13 protein-coding genes are annotated in these 16,435 nt (G+C 61.6%); all 13 read right to left on the reverse strand.

Translation table 11 applies throughout. The annotated features are described in order from the left end of the window. Positions 1-344 precede the first annotated feature (344 nt). Positions 345-1,295: an acetyl-CoA carboxylase carboxyl transferase subunit alpha gene (accA, locus tag PG881_RS09215; protein ID WP_016349878.1), complete on the reverse strand. Its 951-nt coding sequence runs from the start codon at positions 1,293-1,295 to the stop codon at positions 345-347. A 16-nt stretch (positions 1,296-1,311) separates the two neighbouring features. Continuing rightward, on the reverse strand, positions 1,312-4,791 hold the full coding sequence (gene dnaE, locus PG881_RS09220; RefSeq protein WP_042067626.1) for a DNA polymerase III subunit alpha: 3,480 nt from the start codon (positions 4,789-4,791) through the stop codon (positions 1,312-1,314). A gap of 38 nt (positions 4,792-4,829) precedes the next feature. Further along, positions 4,830-5,420: a ribonuclease HII gene (gene rnhB / locus PG881_RS09225; RefSeq protein WP_270799481.1), complete on the reverse strand. Its 591-nt coding sequence runs from the start codon at positions 5,418-5,420 to the stop codon at positions 4,830-4,832. 75 nt (positions 5,421-5,495) lie between these two features. Further along, complete coding sequence (lpxB, locus tag PG881_RS09230; RefSeq protein ID WP_257684674.1) at positions 5,496-6,635, reverse strand: lipid-A-disaccharide synthase; 1,140 nt, start codon at positions 6,633-6,635, stop codon at positions 5,496-5,498. Further along, positions 6,628-7,419 carry an acyl-ACP--UDP-N-acetylglucosamine O-acyltransferase gene (lpxA, locus tag PG881_RS09235; RefSeq protein WP_124252437.1) on the reverse strand — a complete coding sequence of 264 codons (792 nt, stop codon included), beginning with the start codon at positions 7,417-7,419 and terminating at the stop codon, positions 6,628-6,630. Before lpxA ends, lpxB begins: the two co-directional genes overlap by 8 nt. 5 nt (positions 7,420-7,424) lie before the next feature. After that, positions 7,425-7,886, reverse strand: a complete 462-nt coding sequence (gene fabZ / locus PG881_RS09240; RefSeq protein ID WP_010634777.1) for a 3-hydroxyacyl-ACP dehydratase FabZ — start codon at positions 7,884-7,886, stop codon at positions 7,425-7,427. A 24-nt stretch (positions 7,887-7,910) separates the two neighbouring features. Further along, a complete protein-coding gene (lpxD, locus tag PG881_RS09245; RefSeq protein ID WP_011705102.1) occupies positions 7,911-8,930 on the reverse strand; it encodes a UDP-3-O-(3-hydroxymyristoyl)glucosamine N-acyltransferase in 1,020 nt (339 codons plus the stop codon). Positions 8,931-8,933: 3 nt separating this feature from the next. Beyond that, complete coding sequence (locus tag PG881_RS09250; RefSeq protein WP_011705101.1) at positions 8,934-9,446, reverse strand: OmpH family outer membrane protein; 513 nt, start codon at positions 9,444-9,446, stop codon at positions 8,934-8,936. A 148-nt stretch (positions 9,447-9,594) separates the two neighbouring features. Then, the gene (bamA, locus tag PG881_RS09255) at positions 9,595-12,018 is read right to left on the reverse strand and encodes an outer membrane protein assembly factor BamA (protein WP_011705100.1); all 2,424 of its coding nucleotides are present in this window, start codon (positions 12,016-12,018) and stop codon (positions 9,595-9,597) included. Positions 12,019-12,052: 34 nt separating this feature from the next. Beyond that, on the reverse strand, positions 12,053-13,405 hold the full coding sequence (gene rseP, locus PG881_RS09260) for a sigma E protease regulator RseP (protein ID WP_270799486.1): 1,353 nt from the start codon (positions 13,403-13,405) through the stop codon (positions 12,053-12,055). Positions 13,406-13,487: 82 nt separating this feature from the next. After that, on the reverse strand, positions 13,488-14,681 hold the full coding sequence (ispC, locus tag PG881_RS09265) for a 1-deoxy-D-xylulose-5-phosphate reductoisomerase (protein ID WP_113994930.1): 1,194 nt from the start codon (positions 14,679-14,681) through the stop codon (positions 13,488-13,490). Between the two features lie 63 nt (positions 14,682-14,744). After that, positions 14,745-15,602 carry a phosphatidate cytidylyltransferase gene (locus tag PG881_RS09270; protein WP_005303453.1) on the reverse strand — a complete coding sequence of 286 codons (858 nt, stop codon included), beginning with the start codon at positions 15,600-15,602 and terminating at the stop codon, positions 14,745-14,747. A gap of 26 nt (positions 15,603-15,628) precedes the next feature. Next, a complete protein-coding gene (gene uppS, locus PG881_RS09275) occupies positions 15,629-16,405 on the reverse strand; it encodes a polyprenyl diphosphate synthase (RefSeq protein WP_017408605.1) in 777 nt (258 codons plus the stop codon). Positions 16,406-16,435: the final 30 nt, after the last annotated feature.

The following is a 16,435-nucleotide window of genomic DNA, read 5'->3' on the forward strand; positions in this document are numbered from 1 at the left end:
GGACGCAGCAGGGTGCTGCACAAGACTGGGCCGCCGGGAAGGTGAACATTCCTGTGAGTCAGGCCGGGCTGGCCTGTTTACGTCCGCAGAGCGTCCTTGCGGGCATGCCGATCGGGTCGATCGGAAACAATCACTTTAAGCAAAACGGGAGCGGGATCCCACTTTTTTCGGCCACAAATCGCCGTTGAATTGATCCAACAGGGGGGTTTTGGCAAACATCGTGCCAACAGGTATCCATATGAACAGGATTTTTCACTGCCCTGCTCTCGCCCAAACTCTCGCCCAAAAAAAGAAGGCCCCCGCAGAGCGGGGGCCTTCCAGCATGGTGCGATACCGAAGCCCGCTTAGCAGTAGCCGTAGCCCAGCAGGCGCTGGTAACGCTGCTCCAGCAGCTGCTCTGTCTCGAGCGGGCGCAGGGCGTTCAGATCCTGCTGAATGCGGTCTTTCAGGCGCTTGGCCATCTTTTCCACATTGCGGTGGGCGCCACCGAGCGGCTCCTCGACGATGTTGTCGATGAGTTTCAGCTCTTTCAGACGCTGGGCGGTGATGCCCATGGCATCGGCCGCGACCGGCGCCTTGTCGGCGCTCTTCCACAGGATGGAGGCGCACCCTTCCGGCGAGATGACCGAGTAGGTGGAGTACTGCAGCATGTTGACGCGATCGCCGACACCGATGGCCAGGGCGCCGCCGGAGCCGCCTTCACCGATCACGGTGCAGACCACCGGCACGGTCAGACCGGCCATCACTTTCAGGTTGCGGGCAATCGCCTCGGACTGGCCACGCTCTTCAGCACCTACGCCAGGATAGGCGCCCGGGGTGTCGATGAAGGTGATGATCGGCATCTTGAAACGCTCGGCCATCTCCATCAGGCGCAGGGCCTTGCGATACCCTTCCGGGCGCGGCATGCCGAAGTTGCGCTTGATCTTCTCTTTGGTCTCGCGCCCCTTCTGGTGACCGATGACCATCACCGGCTCGCCGTCGAGACGGGCGATGCCGCCGACGATGGCCTTGTCATCGGCATAGGCGCGATCGCCGGCCAGCTCGTCGAAGTCGGTGAAGATGTGCTCGATGTAGTCGAGGGTATAGGGGCGCTGGGGATGACGCGCCATCTGGGATACCTGCCAGGCCCCCAGATCGCCGAAGATCTTCTTGGTCAGCTCTTCGTTTTTCTTCTCCAGCCGACGGATCTCTTCTTTAAGATCCACGGCGTGATTGCCTTCACTCACATGACGGAGTTCGTCAATCTGCGCCTGCAACTCGGCGATCGGCTGTTCAAAATCCAGAAAAAGACTCATAGGGACTATAGATCCTCTAATCAAAAACCAATTCAACCCGCTCTCGTCCAAGCAGGACGCGCAAGTCATCTATCAGTTGATCGGTGGGCGTCACCCGCCACTCGGTACCGAGCGTCAATCGCACCCGGGAGCCGGGGCGACGATAGTTTACCTGAACCGGACAAACTCCGGCACGGGCGGGTTCCAAAATCTCGCACAAACGCGGGAAAAAACGATCATCAATCTGCTGTTCATCGAGAGAGATGCGGATCGCCCTGGCAAAACGCTCTCTCGCATCGTTGATATCCAGTAATTCACGGGCCGACATTTTAAGGCCACCGGAGAAGTCATCAAAGCTGACCTGTCCAGAAACCACCAAAATACGGTCTTTTTGCATCAATTCTTCATACTTTTCCAGCGCTTCACTGAACAGGGTCACATCGAGGCGACCGGAACGGTCGTCCAGGGTGAAGATCCCCATCTTGTTGCCACGCTTGGTCACCATGCTGCGCGCCGCAATCACCAAGCCGGCGGCCGTGGTCACGGTATCGCGGGAGGTGGGGTGCAGATCGCACAGCCGGCCAGAGGTATAACGACGCAGCTCGCCGCTGTACTGGTTGATGGGGTGACCGGTGAGGTAGAGCCCGAGGGTCTCGCGCTCCCCTTCCAGCCACACCTTGTCAGGCCAGTGCGGCACGTTGGCGAACGCCTTCTTGACGTCGTCGATCTCTTCGGTGAGCACGCCGAACATGTCAACCTGACCCACCGCCTGCGCCTTGGCGTGCTGCTCGGCGGCGCGCATCGCCTCTTCCAGCGTCGCCATCAGGGCGGCGCGGTGGGGGCCGAGCCGGTCCATGGCGCCGGAGAGGATCAGCTTCTCCATCACCCGCTTGTTGAGCTTCTTGATATCGACCCGGTTGCAGAAGTCGAACAGATCGCGAAACGGCCCGTCCCGATCCCGCGCTTCCAGGATCGCATCGATGGGGCCTTCCCCCACCCCCTTCACCGCGCCAATGCCGTAGACGATGTGACCGTCTTCGTTGACGCTGAAGCGGTAGCGGCCGGTGTTCACATCCGGCGGGATCACGGTCAGCCCCATCCGCTGGCACTCGTCCACCAGGGTCACTATCTTGTCGGTGTTGTCCATGTCGGCAGTCATTACCGCCGCCATGAACTCCGCCGGGAAGTGGGTCTTGAGCCAGAGGGTCTGGTAGGAGACCAGCGCATAGGCGGCGGAGTGAGATTTGTTGAAGCCGTAGCCCGCAAACTTCTCCACCAGATCGAAGATCTTCATCGCCAGTTCGCCGTCGACGCCGTTCTTGACCGCGCCCTCCTCGAAGCCGGCCCGCTGCTTGGCCATCTCTTCGGGTTTTTTCTTGCCCATCGCCCGGCGCAGCATGTCCGCGCCACCCAGCGTATAACCCGCCAGGGTCTGGGCAATCTGCATCACCTGCTCCTGATAGAGGATGATGCCGTAGGTGGGCTCGAGGATCGGCTGCAGACTCTCGTGCTGCCACTTCTCGTCCGGATAGGAGATGGCCTCCTTGCCGTGTTTGCGCTCGATGAAGTTGTCCACCATGCCCGACTGCAGCGGGCCCGGGCGGAACAGCGCCACCAGTGCGATCATGTCTTCGAAGCAGTCAGGCTGCAGCCGCTTGATGAGATCCTTCATGCCGCGGGATTCCAGCTGGAATACCGCGGTGGTCTCGTAGCGCTGCAGCAGGTCGAACGAGCGCTTGTCGTCGATGGGGATGGCGGCGATGTCGACCGGCGGCTTGCCCTCTTTGGCAAGGCGCGGGTTAATCATGCCGAGCGCCCAGTCGATGATGGTGAGCGTGCGCAGGCCGAGGAAGTCGAACTTCACCAGCCCGGCGTACTCCACGTCGTTCTTGTCGAACTGGGTAACCGGGTGATGACCTTCGTCATCGCAGTAGAGCGGCGCGAAGTCGGTGATCTTGGTGGGCGCGATCACCACGCCACCGGCGTGTTTACCGGCGTTGCGCACTACCCCTTCGAGGCGGCGCGCCATGTCGATGAGGTCCTTGACCTCCTCGTCCTGCTCGTAGAGCTCGGGCAGCTTGGGTTCGGCCTCGAACGCCTTGGCGAGCGTCATGCCCGGATCCGGCGGAATGAGCTTGGAGATGCGGTCGACGAAGCCGTAGGCGTGGCCCAGCACCCGGCCCACGTCCCGCACCACCGCCTTGGCCGCCATGCTGCCGAAGGTGATGATCTGCGATACCGCCTCCCGACCGTACATCTCGGAGACGTGGTCGATCACCTCGTCACGCCGGTCCATGCAGAAGTCGACGTCGAAGTCGGGCATGGATACCCGCTCGGGGTTCAGGAAACGTTCGAACAGCAGGTCAAATTCCAGCGGGTCGAGATCGGTGATCTTGAGGGCGTAGGCCACCAGGGAACCCGCCCCCGAGCCCCGGCCCGGGCCAACGGGGATGCCGTTGTCCTTGGACCACTGGATAAACTCCATCACGATGAGGAAGTAACCCGGGAAGCCCATCTGGTTGATCACTTTCAGCTCGATGTCGAGCCGCTCGTCATACTCGGGGCGGCGCTCGGCCCGCACGGCCGGATCCGGGAACAGGAATTCGAGTCGCTCCTCCAGCCCCTCTTTCGACTTCATGACCAGGAAATCTTCGGTGGTCATGTCACCGGTGGGGAAGTTGGGCAGGAAGTATTCGCCGAGGCGCACCGTCACGTTGCAGCGCTTGGCGATCTCCACCGTGTTCTCCAGCGCCTCGGGGATGTCGGCAAACAGCTCCGCCATCTCCTCCTGGCTGCGCAGATACTGCTGCGGGCTGTAGCGGCGCGGGCGGCGCTTGTCCATCAGGGTATAGCCGTCGTGGATGGCGACCCGGATCTCGTGGGCGTCGAAGTCATCGGCGGTGAGGAACACCACCTCGTTGGTGGCCACTACCGGCAGCGCAAACTCGGTGGCAATGGCCACCGCCATGTGCAGGTAGACCTCTTCATCGGGGCGGCCGGTACGCAGCAGCTCCAGATAATAGGCGTCGGGGAAGTGGGCCTGATAGAAGGCGAGACACTGCTCGGTCATCTGGCGGTTGCCCTTGAGCAGGAACTTGCCCACGTCCCCCTCGCGCCCGCCGGAGAGCACGATCACCCCCTTGGCGTGTTCGGCCAGCCAGGCCTTGTCGATGACCGGGCGCCCCTGCACGTGACCGCGCTGATAGCCGCGGGAGATGAGCAGGGTGATGTTCTGGTAGCCGTCGTTGTCCATGGCGAGCAGGGTGAGGCGGAACTGCTCGTCGCCGAGCTCGTCACTCTGCACCCAGAAGTCGGCCCCGACGATGGGCTTGACACCCTTGCCGTGGGCGGCGCCGTAGAAGCGCACCAGGCCGCACATGTTCATCTGGTCGGTCAGCGCCAGTGCCGGCATGTTGTTGGCCGCCGCCGCACCGACGATGGGATTGATCTTCTGCAGGCCGTCGACCATGGAGAAGTCGGAGTGGACCCGCAGGTGGATAAAACGGGGTTCAGCCATCGTCATCCCCTCTCGTTGCTCGGACTAAATTGCATGGTCTATTCGATCCCCAGTGCGCGATGCACCGGTTTGAAACTTTTGCGATATTCGGGCAGCGGGCCGCGCTCGGCCAGGATGGCGAGGTGCTCCGCGGTCGGATAGCCCTTGTGACGGGCGAAACCGTACTCGGGATGACGGCTGTCCAGCTCGGTCATCTCCGCATCGCGAGTCACCTTGGCCAGAATCGAGGCGGCGCTGATGGCGGCCACCAGGCTGTCACCCTTGACCACGGCGCGTGCTTCCATCGGCAAACTTGGGCAGCGGTTGCCGTCGATGAAGACCAGCTCGGGCGCGATGGAGAGCCCAGCCACGGCGCGCTGCATCGCCAGCATGGTGGCGTGCAGGATGTTGAGCTCGTCGATCTCCGCCGGGCTGGCACGGCCGACGGACCAGGCCAGCGCCTTCTGTTTGATCTCGTCAAACAGGGCGAGGCGCTTCTTCTCGGAGAGCTTCTTGGAGTCGTTCAGCCCGATGATGGGATTGGCCGGGTCAAGAATCACCGCGGCGGTGACCACGTCCCCCACCAGCGGGCCACGGCCCACTTCGTCCACACCGGCAACCAGCCTGTCGTCAGGAATATCGATCATCATCTTGTAGCCTTGAATCAAAACAGGCCCCGCAGGGCCTGGCGTCACGTTGGCGCAGCCCCTGCGGCCGCCCGGAAGTTATCTGCCGAGCAGCTCGGCCACCGCTTCGGCCGCCTGCTGATCCGCGTTGCAGCGGATGAGCTGATGGAGCTCGGTGAAGGTGTTCACCAGCGCGCTGTTGTCGTGCTCGAAGAACTTGCTCACCTCGACCACCAGATTCTCCGGGGTGCATTCGTGCTGGATCAGCTCCGGCACCAGCATGCGACCGGCCAGCAGGTTGGGCAGGGAGACGAATTCGGTCTTCACCAGCCGCTGGGCCAGCCAGTAGCTGAACGGTTTGAGCTTGTAGCCCACCACCATCGGCTTTTTCACCAGCATGGCTTCAAGCGCCGCGGTGCCGGAGGCCAGCATCACCACGTCGGCGGCGATCATCGCCTCACGGCCCTGCCCTTCCAGCAGCACCATGTCGAGATCCGGCGCCAGCTCGGCCTTGATGGCCAGGAACTGCTCGCGCCGCTTCTGGTTGACCAGCGGCACGATGAAACCGAGATCCGGATAGCGCACCGTCAGGTGCTTGCAGGCCTCGAGAAACAGGGGCGACATAAAGCCCACCTCGGCACTGCGGCTGCCCGGCAGCACCGCCAGCCAGCGCCGGTTGGCGTCGATGCCGAGGGTTCTGCGTACCGCGGCCTGATCCGGCACCAGCGGAATGTCGTCCGCCATGGTGTGGCCGACGAAGCGACAAGGGGCATCGAAGCGGTCGTAGAAGGCTTTCTCGAACGGCAGGAAGGCAAGCACCATGTCGGTGGCGGCCTTGATCTTGTGAATGCGGTTCTGGCGCCAGGCCCACACCGAGGGGCTGACGTAGTGAACCGCCTTGATACCGGCGCGGCGCAGTTTGAGCTCCACCCCGATATTGAAATCCGGAGCATCCACCCCGATGAAGATGTCGGGCGGATTGGCGATGAAGTGGCGCAGCAGTTCGCGGCGGACCTTGAGAATGCGCGGCAGACGGCCCAGCACCTCGGTGATCCCCATGACGGAAAGCTCTTCCATCTCGAACAGCGCCTTCACGCCGAGGGCCTGCATGCGCGGCCCGGCGATCCCTTCGAACTGCGCGTCCGGGTAGCGGGCCTGCAGCTCGCGCACCAGGCCGGCAGCCAGAATGTCGCCGGAAACCTCTCCGGCGACGATACCGATGCGAACGGGATCAGGCACGGATGATCCCGCGCTCGTTGTCTTTGAGGAAATCCACGTAGAGCTGGATGGCCGGCTCGCTGGCCGCCATCTCGATCAGCACCGGCAGCACCTCTTCGATGGTCTTGCCGGAGCGGAAGATCTCTTTGTAGGCGCGCTTGACGGCGGAGATGGCCTCAGGCGTATAACCACGGCGACGCAGCCCCTCGGAGTTGACCCCGAACGGCTTGGCGTAGTTGCCGGCGGCCATCACGTAGGGCGGCACGTCCTTGTTGAGGGCGGCGCAGCCACCGACGAAGGCGTGGGAGCCAACACGGCCGAACTGGTGGATCGCGGAGAGACCGCCGAAGATCACGAAATCGCCGATCACCACGTGGCCCGCCAGGGTCGCGTTGTTGGCGAAGATGCAGTTGTCACCGATGATGCAGTCGTGGGCAACGTGGACGTTGACCATGAACAGGTTGCCGCTGCCGATCCTGGTCAGGGACTGATCCTGGATGGTGCCGCGGTGCACGGTGCAGTTCTCGCGAAAGACGTTGTTGTCGCCGATCTCGAGGAAGGTGCGCTCGCCGGCGTACTTCTTGTCCTGGCAATCCTCACCGATGGAGGTGTGCTGGAAGATCTTGTTGCCGCGACCAATCTTGGTCGGGCCCTTGATCACCACATGGGAGCTGACCCAGGTGTTGTCGCCGATTTCCACCTCGGCACCGATGACAGAAAAGGGGCCGATTTCAACCCCTTTACCGATGACGGCAGACTCATGGACGACGGCAGTATCGTGAATGATGGCAGTCTGGTCGATCACGTGTGTTAAACCTCGCGTTTGGCGCACATCAGCTCGGCGGTACAGACCACTTCACCGTTGACCGTGGCCACACCGGTGAACTTGGCGATACCGCGACGCTCTTTCAGGAATTCCACGTCAAGCACCAGCTGATCGCCGGGGCCCACCGGACGCTTGAAACGAGCGTTGTCGATTGAGGCAAAGTAATAGAGTTCGTTGGGAGACGGCTTGCCCACCATGGTAAACGCCAGGATACCGGTGGCCTGTGCCATGGCTTCCAGGATCAGCACGCCGGGGAACACCGGCTTGGCCGGGAAGTGGCCCTGAAAGATCGGCTCGTTGAACGAGACGTTCTTGATGGCACGCAAGGTCTTGCGCTCATCGCTGATCTCGTAGTTTTCCACCTTGTCCACCATCAGGAACGGATAACGGTGGGGCAGCAGATCCATTATTTCCTGGATACCCAGGCTCTTCTTTTCAGTAGTCAAAACAGTACCCTATACCAATCGTGATTATTCTTGGTCCAGCTTCTTCTCAAGCTTGCTCAACCGCTTGTGCATCTCTTCGATACGCATCACCCGGGCGGCGGTCTTGCGCCACTCTTTATTGGTTTGCAGGGGGATGCCGGAAGAGTAGACACCGGGCTCGGTAATGGGTCGCATCACCATGGCCATGCCGGTAACGGTGGCCTGGTCGCAGATCTCCATGTGCCCGTTAAAGACGGAGGCGCCGCCAATGATACAGTATTTGCCGACCTTGAGACTACCTGCCATCACGGTGGAGCCCGCCACGGCGGTGCCGTAGCCGATCTCGACGTTGTGGGCGATCTGGCACTGGTTGTCGATGATGACGTTGTCAGCGATGCGGGTATCTTCCAGCGCGCCGCGGTCGATGGTGGTGCAGGCACCGATCTCGACCCGGTTGCCGATGGTCACGCCGCCGAGCTGGGGGATCTTGATCCACTCGCCGCGCTCGTTGGCATAACCGAACCCATCGGCGCCGATCACTGTGCCGGATTGAACCAGACAGTCGGTGCCCATGGTGATGTTGTGATACAGGGTGACGTTGGCCCACAACCGGGAGCGAGCTCCCAGTCGGGTATTCTTGCCAACGAAACAGCCCGGACCGATGCGCACATCATCCCCCAGCACCACGCCGGATTCGATCACCGCATTGGCCCCGATGGCCACTCTCTCGCCCAGTTGCACGTCTGCCGCGATGACGGCGCTCGGATGGATATCCGTGGCCGGCTGCGGGGTGGTGTCCAGCAGTTGGGCAACCCGGGCAAAGCCCACATAGGGGTCTTTGAGCACCAGGGCATTGGTGGGACAAAATGGCAGATCCGCTTCTGTGATGAGCACGGCGGTCGCCTTGCTCTGCTCCAGATAATGCCGGTACTTTTTATTGGACAGGAAGGTGATATCCCCCTCCCCGGCCTTTTCCAGTGTCGCTACCTTGCGGATTTCCAGGGTTCCGTCGCCATGGACCTGGGCCCCCAGTTGCTGGGCCAGCTGTGCGAGAGTGAATGCCATCAATTAGTTGCTCTTGCTTACCTGAGAAATAACCTGGGCAGAGATGTCCAGCTTGCTGGCGGCGTACGGGGCGGCGTTGCGCTCCAGCACCAGATCGTAACCATTGCTCTTGGCGATGGAATCGATGGCAGCCTGCACCTTGGTCAGGATCTTGTTGCGCTCTTCGGACTGACGGCGACCGTTGTCCTGTTCAAACGCCTGACGCTTCTGGTTGAACTCCATCTGCAGCTTGGCCAGCTTCTCCTGGTTCTGCTTCTTCTGCTCGGCGCTCATGAAGGCTTCGTCCTTCTTGAACTTCTCGACCAGTTTCTGACCGTCGGATTCCAGCTTCTGCAGCTCACGCATGCGCGGCTCGAATTCGCCTTTCAGCTTCTTGGAGACTGCTTCACGCTGGGGCAGCTTTTGGAATACTTCGCCCATGTCGACCACGGCGATCTTGGTCTCGGCCAAGGCGGAGCCCATGCCGGCAGCCATCAGTGCAAAACTCAAACCAGCTACTTTCAACGCTTTATTCACACTTACTCCTTGTTCCCTCATGTGAGGGCTACCTGATTTACCTGATTATGCAAGTGGTACCCGGACCGACTTGTTACCTGGTGAGGCACGCAAGCTGCGCGTCCCATCATTGAATACCCCCACCGCTGGGTGGGGGCAGAGTCCGTCCTTAGAAGGTACGGCCGATGTTGAATGAGAAGAACTCGGTCCGGTCGCCCTCGTACTGCTTGAGCGGACGGGCAATCGCGAACACCAGCGGGCCCATCGGGGAGAGCCACTGCAGCGACAGACCGGCCGAGGCGCGGTAGTTGGTCGGATCCGAATAGTCGGCCAGATAGTTGCAGCCGCTGAAGCAACGGTTGCGGTACTGGTCATAGTCGAAGGTGGTATCCCACACGGAGCCGGCATCGATGAAGAAGCTGGTCCGCAGTTGCGGCTGATAGGTCTCGGACGCAAACGGCGTCGGCACTATCATCTCGAGGGAGGCGACCGCCAGGGCGTTGCCGCCCACCGAGCTGTCAGTGCCCTGGATGACGTCGTTGCCGCTCAGGTTGTAGTAGTAGAGCGCCTTCGGACCCACGGTATTGCTCTTGAAGCCGCGCAGGGTATCGAAACCACCGGCGAAGTAGTTCTCGAAGAACGGCAATACGTGGTCATAGCTGCCGTTGCTACCGTAGCCGTTGCCGTAGGAGGCACGCGCCTTGGCCATCAGCACCCACTTGTGATCCGCATCGAACGGGAAGTAGTGCGCGTCTTCGGCGTTGAGCTTGAAGTACTGCAGATCCATGCCCGGCACGGTCACCTTGGCGTTGACCCGCTGACGGTCACCGGCGGTCGGGAACTGGCCCTTGTTGAGGGTGGAACGGGTCCAGCCGGCGGTGACGTCGACGGTGTTGAACACCATGCGGTTGTCGCCATCCTTGTTCTCGCTGTACACCTTCCAGAACTCATCCACCTGCAGATAGGGGTTGGGCTGGGACAGTTTGTTGTTTTCGACCCCGAGGCTGAAGTCGAGACGGTTGTTCTCGTTGACCGGGAAACCACTGGAGAGGCGGAAGCCGATGGTGGTGTTCTCGTAGTCCACGATGTTGGCGTCAGCCGCACTGAACTGGTTGTAGTAGAGACGACCGCCCAGGCTGACCCCGTCCACGGTGAAGTAGGGATCGTTGTAGCTGAGGTCGACGCTCTTGGAGTACTTGTTGGTACTGGCGGAGATGCCGATCTTCTTGCCGGTCCCCATGAAGTTGTCCTGCTGCAGGCCCGCCTGCAGACTCAGACCAGATTCGGTACCGTAGCCCACACCGGCGTTGATGGAACCGGCCGGCTGCTCCTTGACCTTGAAGTCCAGATCGACCTGGTCATCGCTGCCCGGCACCCGCTTGGTGTCCACTTCGGCGGTTTCGAAGAAGCCGAGACGGTTGAGACGGGTCTTGGACTGCTCGACGCTGTCGGAAGAGAGCCAGGTGCCTTCCATCTGACGCATCTCGCGGCGCAGCACTTCGTCCTTGGTGGTGACGTTGCCGGTGAAGTTGATGTTGCGTACATAGACGCGGGGGCCCGGCTCGATGTTGACGATGAGCTCCACTTCCTTGGTCTGGTCGTTGACCTGCGGGAAGGTGACCACTTTCGGGTAGGCGTAGCCGTAGCGACCGAGGAACTTGGAGAGCACCTCTTCGGTGTGGGTCACCTGGCTGGCGGAGTAGATGCTGCCGGTCTCGATGGGGATGAGCCCCTTCATCTCGCCGCCGCGATCGATCAGATCGCCCTTGAGCTGGATGCCGGACACCTTGTACTGATCCCCTTCCTTGACGTTGAGGGTGACGTAGACCCCCTTCTTGTCCGGGGTCATGGAGACCTGGGTCGACTCCTGGGTAAAGCGGATGTAACCGCGATCCATGTAGTAGGAGCGCAGGGTTTCGATGTCGCCGGCCAGCTTCTGCTTCTGGTAGCGCTGGTCACCGGTGAAGTTCCACCAGGGCACGTCGTCCTTGAGGGAGAGCTGAGCCAGCAGCTTCTCTTCCGGGAACACGTTGTTGCCGACGATGTTGATCTGCTGGATCTTGGCCGCTTCCCCTTCCACGAAGGTGAACTTGAGGTCTACCCGGTTGCGCGGCAGCGGGGTGACGATGGCCTTGACCTTGGCGGAGTACTTGCCCACGCCGTAGTAGAAATCTTCCAGCCCCTTCTCGAGGGAGCTCAGCACGGTGCGATCCAGCGGATCACCCACCCGGATGCCGGAGGACTCCAGGCTCTGGGTCAGCTGCTCTTCCTTGATATCCTTGTTGCCGGAGAACTCGATGCTGGAGATGGTCGGCCGCTCTTTGACCGCCACTTGCAGCACCTGGCCGTCGCGGTAGACCTTGACGTCCTCGAAGTTGCCGGAGGCATAGAGCTTCTTGATGGCGTTGGCCAGCGTCACGGAATCGACGGAATCGCCCACCCGGATCGGCAGGTTCAGCAGGGCAGCACCCAGGGTCACCCGCTGCAGACCTTCAACCTGAATATCTTGCACCACAAAAGAGGCAGGGGCCGCCTGGGCCAGGAAACTGGCACCCAGCAGGCAACTCAACACCAATGCTTTTTTAACAGCCATTTTGTTCTTATGTGTCCTTGTTGATGCTCTGGCCTCAGAGGCGAGCGAAATCATTAAACAGCGCAATACCCATCAGTAACATCAGAATGGCGGCGCCAATCCGGAAACCCACTTCCTGAATTTTTTCTGATACCGGCTTGCCGGTGACCGCCTCGATGAGGAAGTAGACCAGATGGCCACCGTCCAGCACCGGCAGGGGGAACAGGTTGATGATCCCCAGGTTGACGCTGATCAGCGCCAGAAAGCCGAGAAAGTAGACCAGACCGTAGTCGGCACTGCTGCCCGCGCCCTTGGCAATGGAGATGGGGCCGCTCAGGTTGTCCAGCGAGACGATGCCACCGATCAGCTTGCCGATCATGTCGAACGTCAGGGTGGTCAGGCTCCAGGTCTTCTGGGCGCCCTGCCACAGGGCTTGCAAAGGCCCATACTGTAACAGAATCCGATACTCATCCGGTAATGGAACCAGTTGCGGCGACAGGCCGACAAAACCGACCAGCTGGCCCCGCACCTTCTTGGCATCCGGCGTCAGGGTCAGGGTCAGCTCGCTGCCCGCCCGCTCGACGGTCACCTCAAGCGGCTGCTGGGGCGACTGCTGCACCTGGTGGACAAACTGGGCCCACTCGGTGATCTCCTGCTCCCCTACCCGCTTGATGCGATCGCCCGCCTGAACGCCAGCCTTCTCGCTGGCGCTCGCGGCCACCACCGCATCGACCACCGGCAGCACCTTGCCACCAAGCGGCACTATGCCCAGGCTGCCGATGGGAGACTCCTTGTCGGGATCAAACTTCCAGCCGGCCAGCTGCAGTGTCTTGTCCACCGCGTAGCTGGTGTTGGCTGCCTTGAGCTTGAGCTGGACCGAGTCATCGCCAAGGTGGCTGATGAGGGCATAGGTCACGCTCTCCCAGTCACCGGTCTCCTCGCCACCGACGCCGACGATCTCCATGCCGGGTTCCACCCCGGCCGCCGCCACGATGGAGGTGGGACGCACCTCCCCCACCACGGGTTTGACGGCGGGTACGCCGATCATGAACATCAGCCAGAGGGCGAACAGGGCAAACACGAAGTTGGCCATGGGGCCGGCAGCCACGATGGCCATCCGCGCCCAGACGCTCTTGTGATTGAAAGCGTACTGCTCGTCACCGGGCTTGAGCTCGTCCACCCGACCGTCCAGCATCTTGACGTAACCGCCGAGGGGGATCAGGGCCAGCACGTACTCGGTGCCATCCTTGCCGAGCCGACGCCAGATGGCCTTGCCGAAACCGATGGAGAAACGCTCCACCTTGACGCCACAGCGACGGGCCACCCAGAAGTGGCCGAATTCATGTACCGCAACCAGCAGCCCGAGGGCGACGATAAAGGCACCGATGTTCCACAACACACCGCCCATCAGCCCATCACCTCGCGTTCATGCATGGTCCTGTCTCCGACAATCAGGGTGAAGGCAGCACAATGCCACGAAACAGCTCTCATCAGCTAAGCTCCTCAATCAAATTGTGAGCACGGGCACGGGCCGCCCCATCCAGCGCAATCAAATCGTCCAGCGAACCGGCCGCCGTACCGCCCAGGGCGAGCATGGTGGCCTCATTGACTCTGGCAATATCCATAAAACCGATCCGCTCTGCAAGGAAAGCCGCCACGGCCTCCTCGTTGGCGGCATTGAGGGCCGTGGTTGCGGCCTGTCCCTGCTGACAGGCATGCATGGCAAGCTGCAGGCAGGGATAGCGCTCATAGTCGGGACGGATAAAGCTGAACTCTCCGACACTGAAGAAATCCAAAGGTTCCACACCGGACTCGATTCGAGCCGGATAGGCCAGGGCGTGGGCGATGGGGGTGCACATGTCCGGGTTGCCTAGCTGGGCCAGCACGGAACCGTCCTTGTACTGCACCATGGAGTGAATCACCGACTGGGGATGAATCACCACCTGGATCTGCTCGGGCGCCGCGTTGAACAGCCAGCGCGCCTCGATATACTCCAGCCCCTTGTTGATCATGGTGGCGGAGTCGACCGAGATCTTTGCGCCCATGGACCAGTTGGGATGGGCGATGGCCTGGGCCGGGGTGACGCGGGCCAGCTCAGCGATGTCGGTATAACGGAACGGGCCGCCGGAGCCGGTCAGCAGGATCTTGCTGATGCCCGCTCCCGCCAGGTCACAAAAGCCCGGCTGGCGCTGGATGGCCTCGGGCAGGCACTGGAAAATGGCGTTGTGTTCGCTGTCGATGGGCAGCAGCTCGGCACCGTGCTCGCGCACCGCCTCCATGAAGAAGGCGCCGGACATCACCAGGGCCTCCTTGTTGGCCAGCAGGATGCGCTTGCCGGCACGCACCGCAGCCATGGTGGGCGCAAGCCCGGCGGCGCCGACGATGGCGGCCATCACGCTGTGGGCATCGGGATGAGCGGCCACTTCGCACAGGGCGGCCGGGCCAGCCATGACGCGAGTCGCACTGCCGTGGGTCTTGAGTTGAGCGGCCAGCTCGCTGGCGGCGGCCTCGTCCACCATGACGGCGAAGCGGGGAGAGAATTCGAGGCAATCGCGCAGCATGGCCTCCACGCTGCGGGCCGCGGTCAGCGCCAGCACCTGCCAGCGCCCCGGATTGTGCCGCAGTACCTTGAGCGTACTCTGACCGATGGAGCCGGAGGCTCCCAGAATCACCAGGTTATGCATCAAAACTCCCGCTGTATGACGAATGGATGGCGCCCGCCGCAGGCAGACGCATCAGGCTGAGCATCAAAACTCCTGGCTGAGCAGCAGATAGCTGAGCAGGAACACCGGCAGTGCGGCGGTCAGGCTATCGATCCGGTCGAGAATGCCACCGTGGCCGGGCAACAGGGTGCCTGAATCCTTGATGCCGGCTTCGCGCTTGAACATGCTCTCGGTGAGATCGCCGAGCACCGAGGCCAGCACCGCCAGCAAGGAGCAGAACAGCACGATGGCCATCTTGGCGGGCACAAAGCCCATGAACCAGGTCACCCCGACCGCCAGCAGGCTGGCGGTAAACAGGCCGCCACACATGCCTTCGATGGTTTTGCCGGGGCTCACGGCCGGCGCCAGCTTGTGCTTGCCGAACGCCTTGCCGAAAAAATACGCGCCAGAATCTGCCGCCCAGACCAGTCCCATCACGAACAGCAGGATCCAGGCCCCCATCATGGGGTCGTGATAGAAGTTGTAACCACGGATGGCCACCAGGGACCAGAAGAAGGGGACCAGGGTCACCAGGCCGAACAGGGACTTGAGCCAGATGGACTCCTTCCACAGCTTGGCGCTCTGGGGATAGCGCAACACCAGCAGCAGCCCCAGCAGCCACCAGCTGACGGCGGTCCAGAGCACGCCCATCACCAGCGGATGCAGATGAGGAGTCCACAGCTGCTCCACCGGCAGCCAGAACAGGCTGGCCCCGAGCAGCAGGCAGTACACCAGCGGCAGCCACTGCTGCGGCTTGGCAGAGACGAAGCCGCTCCACTCGCGGCTGGCCAACAGAAATACCAGGGATGCCAACAGGGCAAAGAATTTCAACGGCAGAAAAAACAGCGCCCCCAACACCAGGGGAACCAGTAGCAATGCGGTAATAATTCGTTGTTTTAGCAAAAGAAGCCTCTCTCTTGGGAGGGGGGTTAGCCGGTCTGTTGCTCGGCGATCAATTCCCGGATCTGTTCACCCGTGCAGCCGAAACGACGCTCACGGGCCACGAAGGAGGCAACGGCCTCGCTGAACTCGGCCTCGTTGAAATCAGGCCACAGCACCGGGGTAAAATAGAGCTCGGCATAGGCGAGCTGCCATAACACAAAATTGCTGATGCGATGATCGCCCCCGGTGCGGATCAGCAGATCCACCGGCGGCAGGTCGGCCATGCATACCTCGCGGCCAAGCATGGCTTCATCTATCTGGTCGGCAGCCAGTTCCCCGCTCGCCACGGCACGGGCCAGCTTGCGGGCCGCCTGGGCGATGTCCCACTGACCACCATAATTGGCGGCGATATTGAGAGTCAGCCCCTGATTGTTGGCGGTCAGCGCCTCCGCCTTGGCAATCTTGGCCTGCAGACGCTCGCTGAAACGGGCGGTATCGCCGATCACCTTGAGCCGGATGCCGTTGCTGTGCAGCTTCTGCACCTCACGGCCCAGCACCGTCATGAACAGCTCCATCAAGGCGCTGACCTCCCCTTCCGGGCGACGCCAGTTCTCGCTGGAAAACGCAAACAGGGTCAGCGCGTCTATCTTGGCCCGCGCAGCAAAGGTTACCGCCTCGCGAACAGACTTCACGCCTGCCTTGTGGCCATAGACCCGCATCTTGCCACGGTTCTGGGCCCAGCGTCCGTTGCCGTCCATGATGATGGCGACGTGACGAGGCAAGGACGAATTGGCGCAATCACCTACGGCTGCCAAAAGCGACATTCATTTCTCCCACAAAGACAAAAGCGCCGT

The organism is Aeromonas sp. QDB54 (genome assembly GCF_027707385.1).
GTDB classification, from domain to species: Bacteria; Pseudomonadota; Gammaproteobacteria; order Enterobacterales; family Aeromonadaceae; genus Aeromonas; species Aeromonas hydrophila.

Excerpts from the sequence above, each read along its gene's own strand:
- accA (WP_016349878.1), bottom strand. The coding sequence starts at position 1,295 with ATGAGTCTTTTTCTGGATTTTGAACAGCCGATCGCCGAGTTGCAGGCG.
- dnaE (WP_042067626.1), bottom strand. The coding sequence starts at position 4,791 with ATGGCTGAACCCCGTTTTATCCACCTGCGGGTCCACTCCGACTTCTCC.
- rnhB (WP_270799481.1), bottom strand. The coding sequence starts at position 5,420 with ATGATGATCGATATTCCTGACGACAGGCTGGTTGCCGGTGTGGACGAA.
- lpxD (WP_011705102.1), bottom strand. The coding sequence starts at position 8,930 with ATGGCATTCACTCTCGCACAGCTGGCCCAGCAACTGGGGGCCCAGGTC.
- bamA (WP_011705100.1), bottom strand. The coding sequence starts at position 12,018 with ATGGCTGTTAAAAAAGCATTGGTGTTGAGTTGCCTGCTGGGTGCCAGT.
- rseP (WP_270799486.1), bottom strand. The coding sequence starts at position 13,405 with ATGGGCGGTGTGTTGTGGAACATCGGTGCCTTTATCGTCGCCCTCGGG.
- ispC (WP_113994930.1), bottom strand. The coding sequence starts at position 14,681 with ATGCATAACCTGGTGATTCTGGGAGCCTCCGGCTCCATCGGTCAGAGT.
- uppS (WP_017408605.1), bottom strand. The coding sequence starts at position 16,405 with ATGTCGCTTTTGGCAGCCGTAGGTGATTGCGCCAATTCGTCCTTGCCT.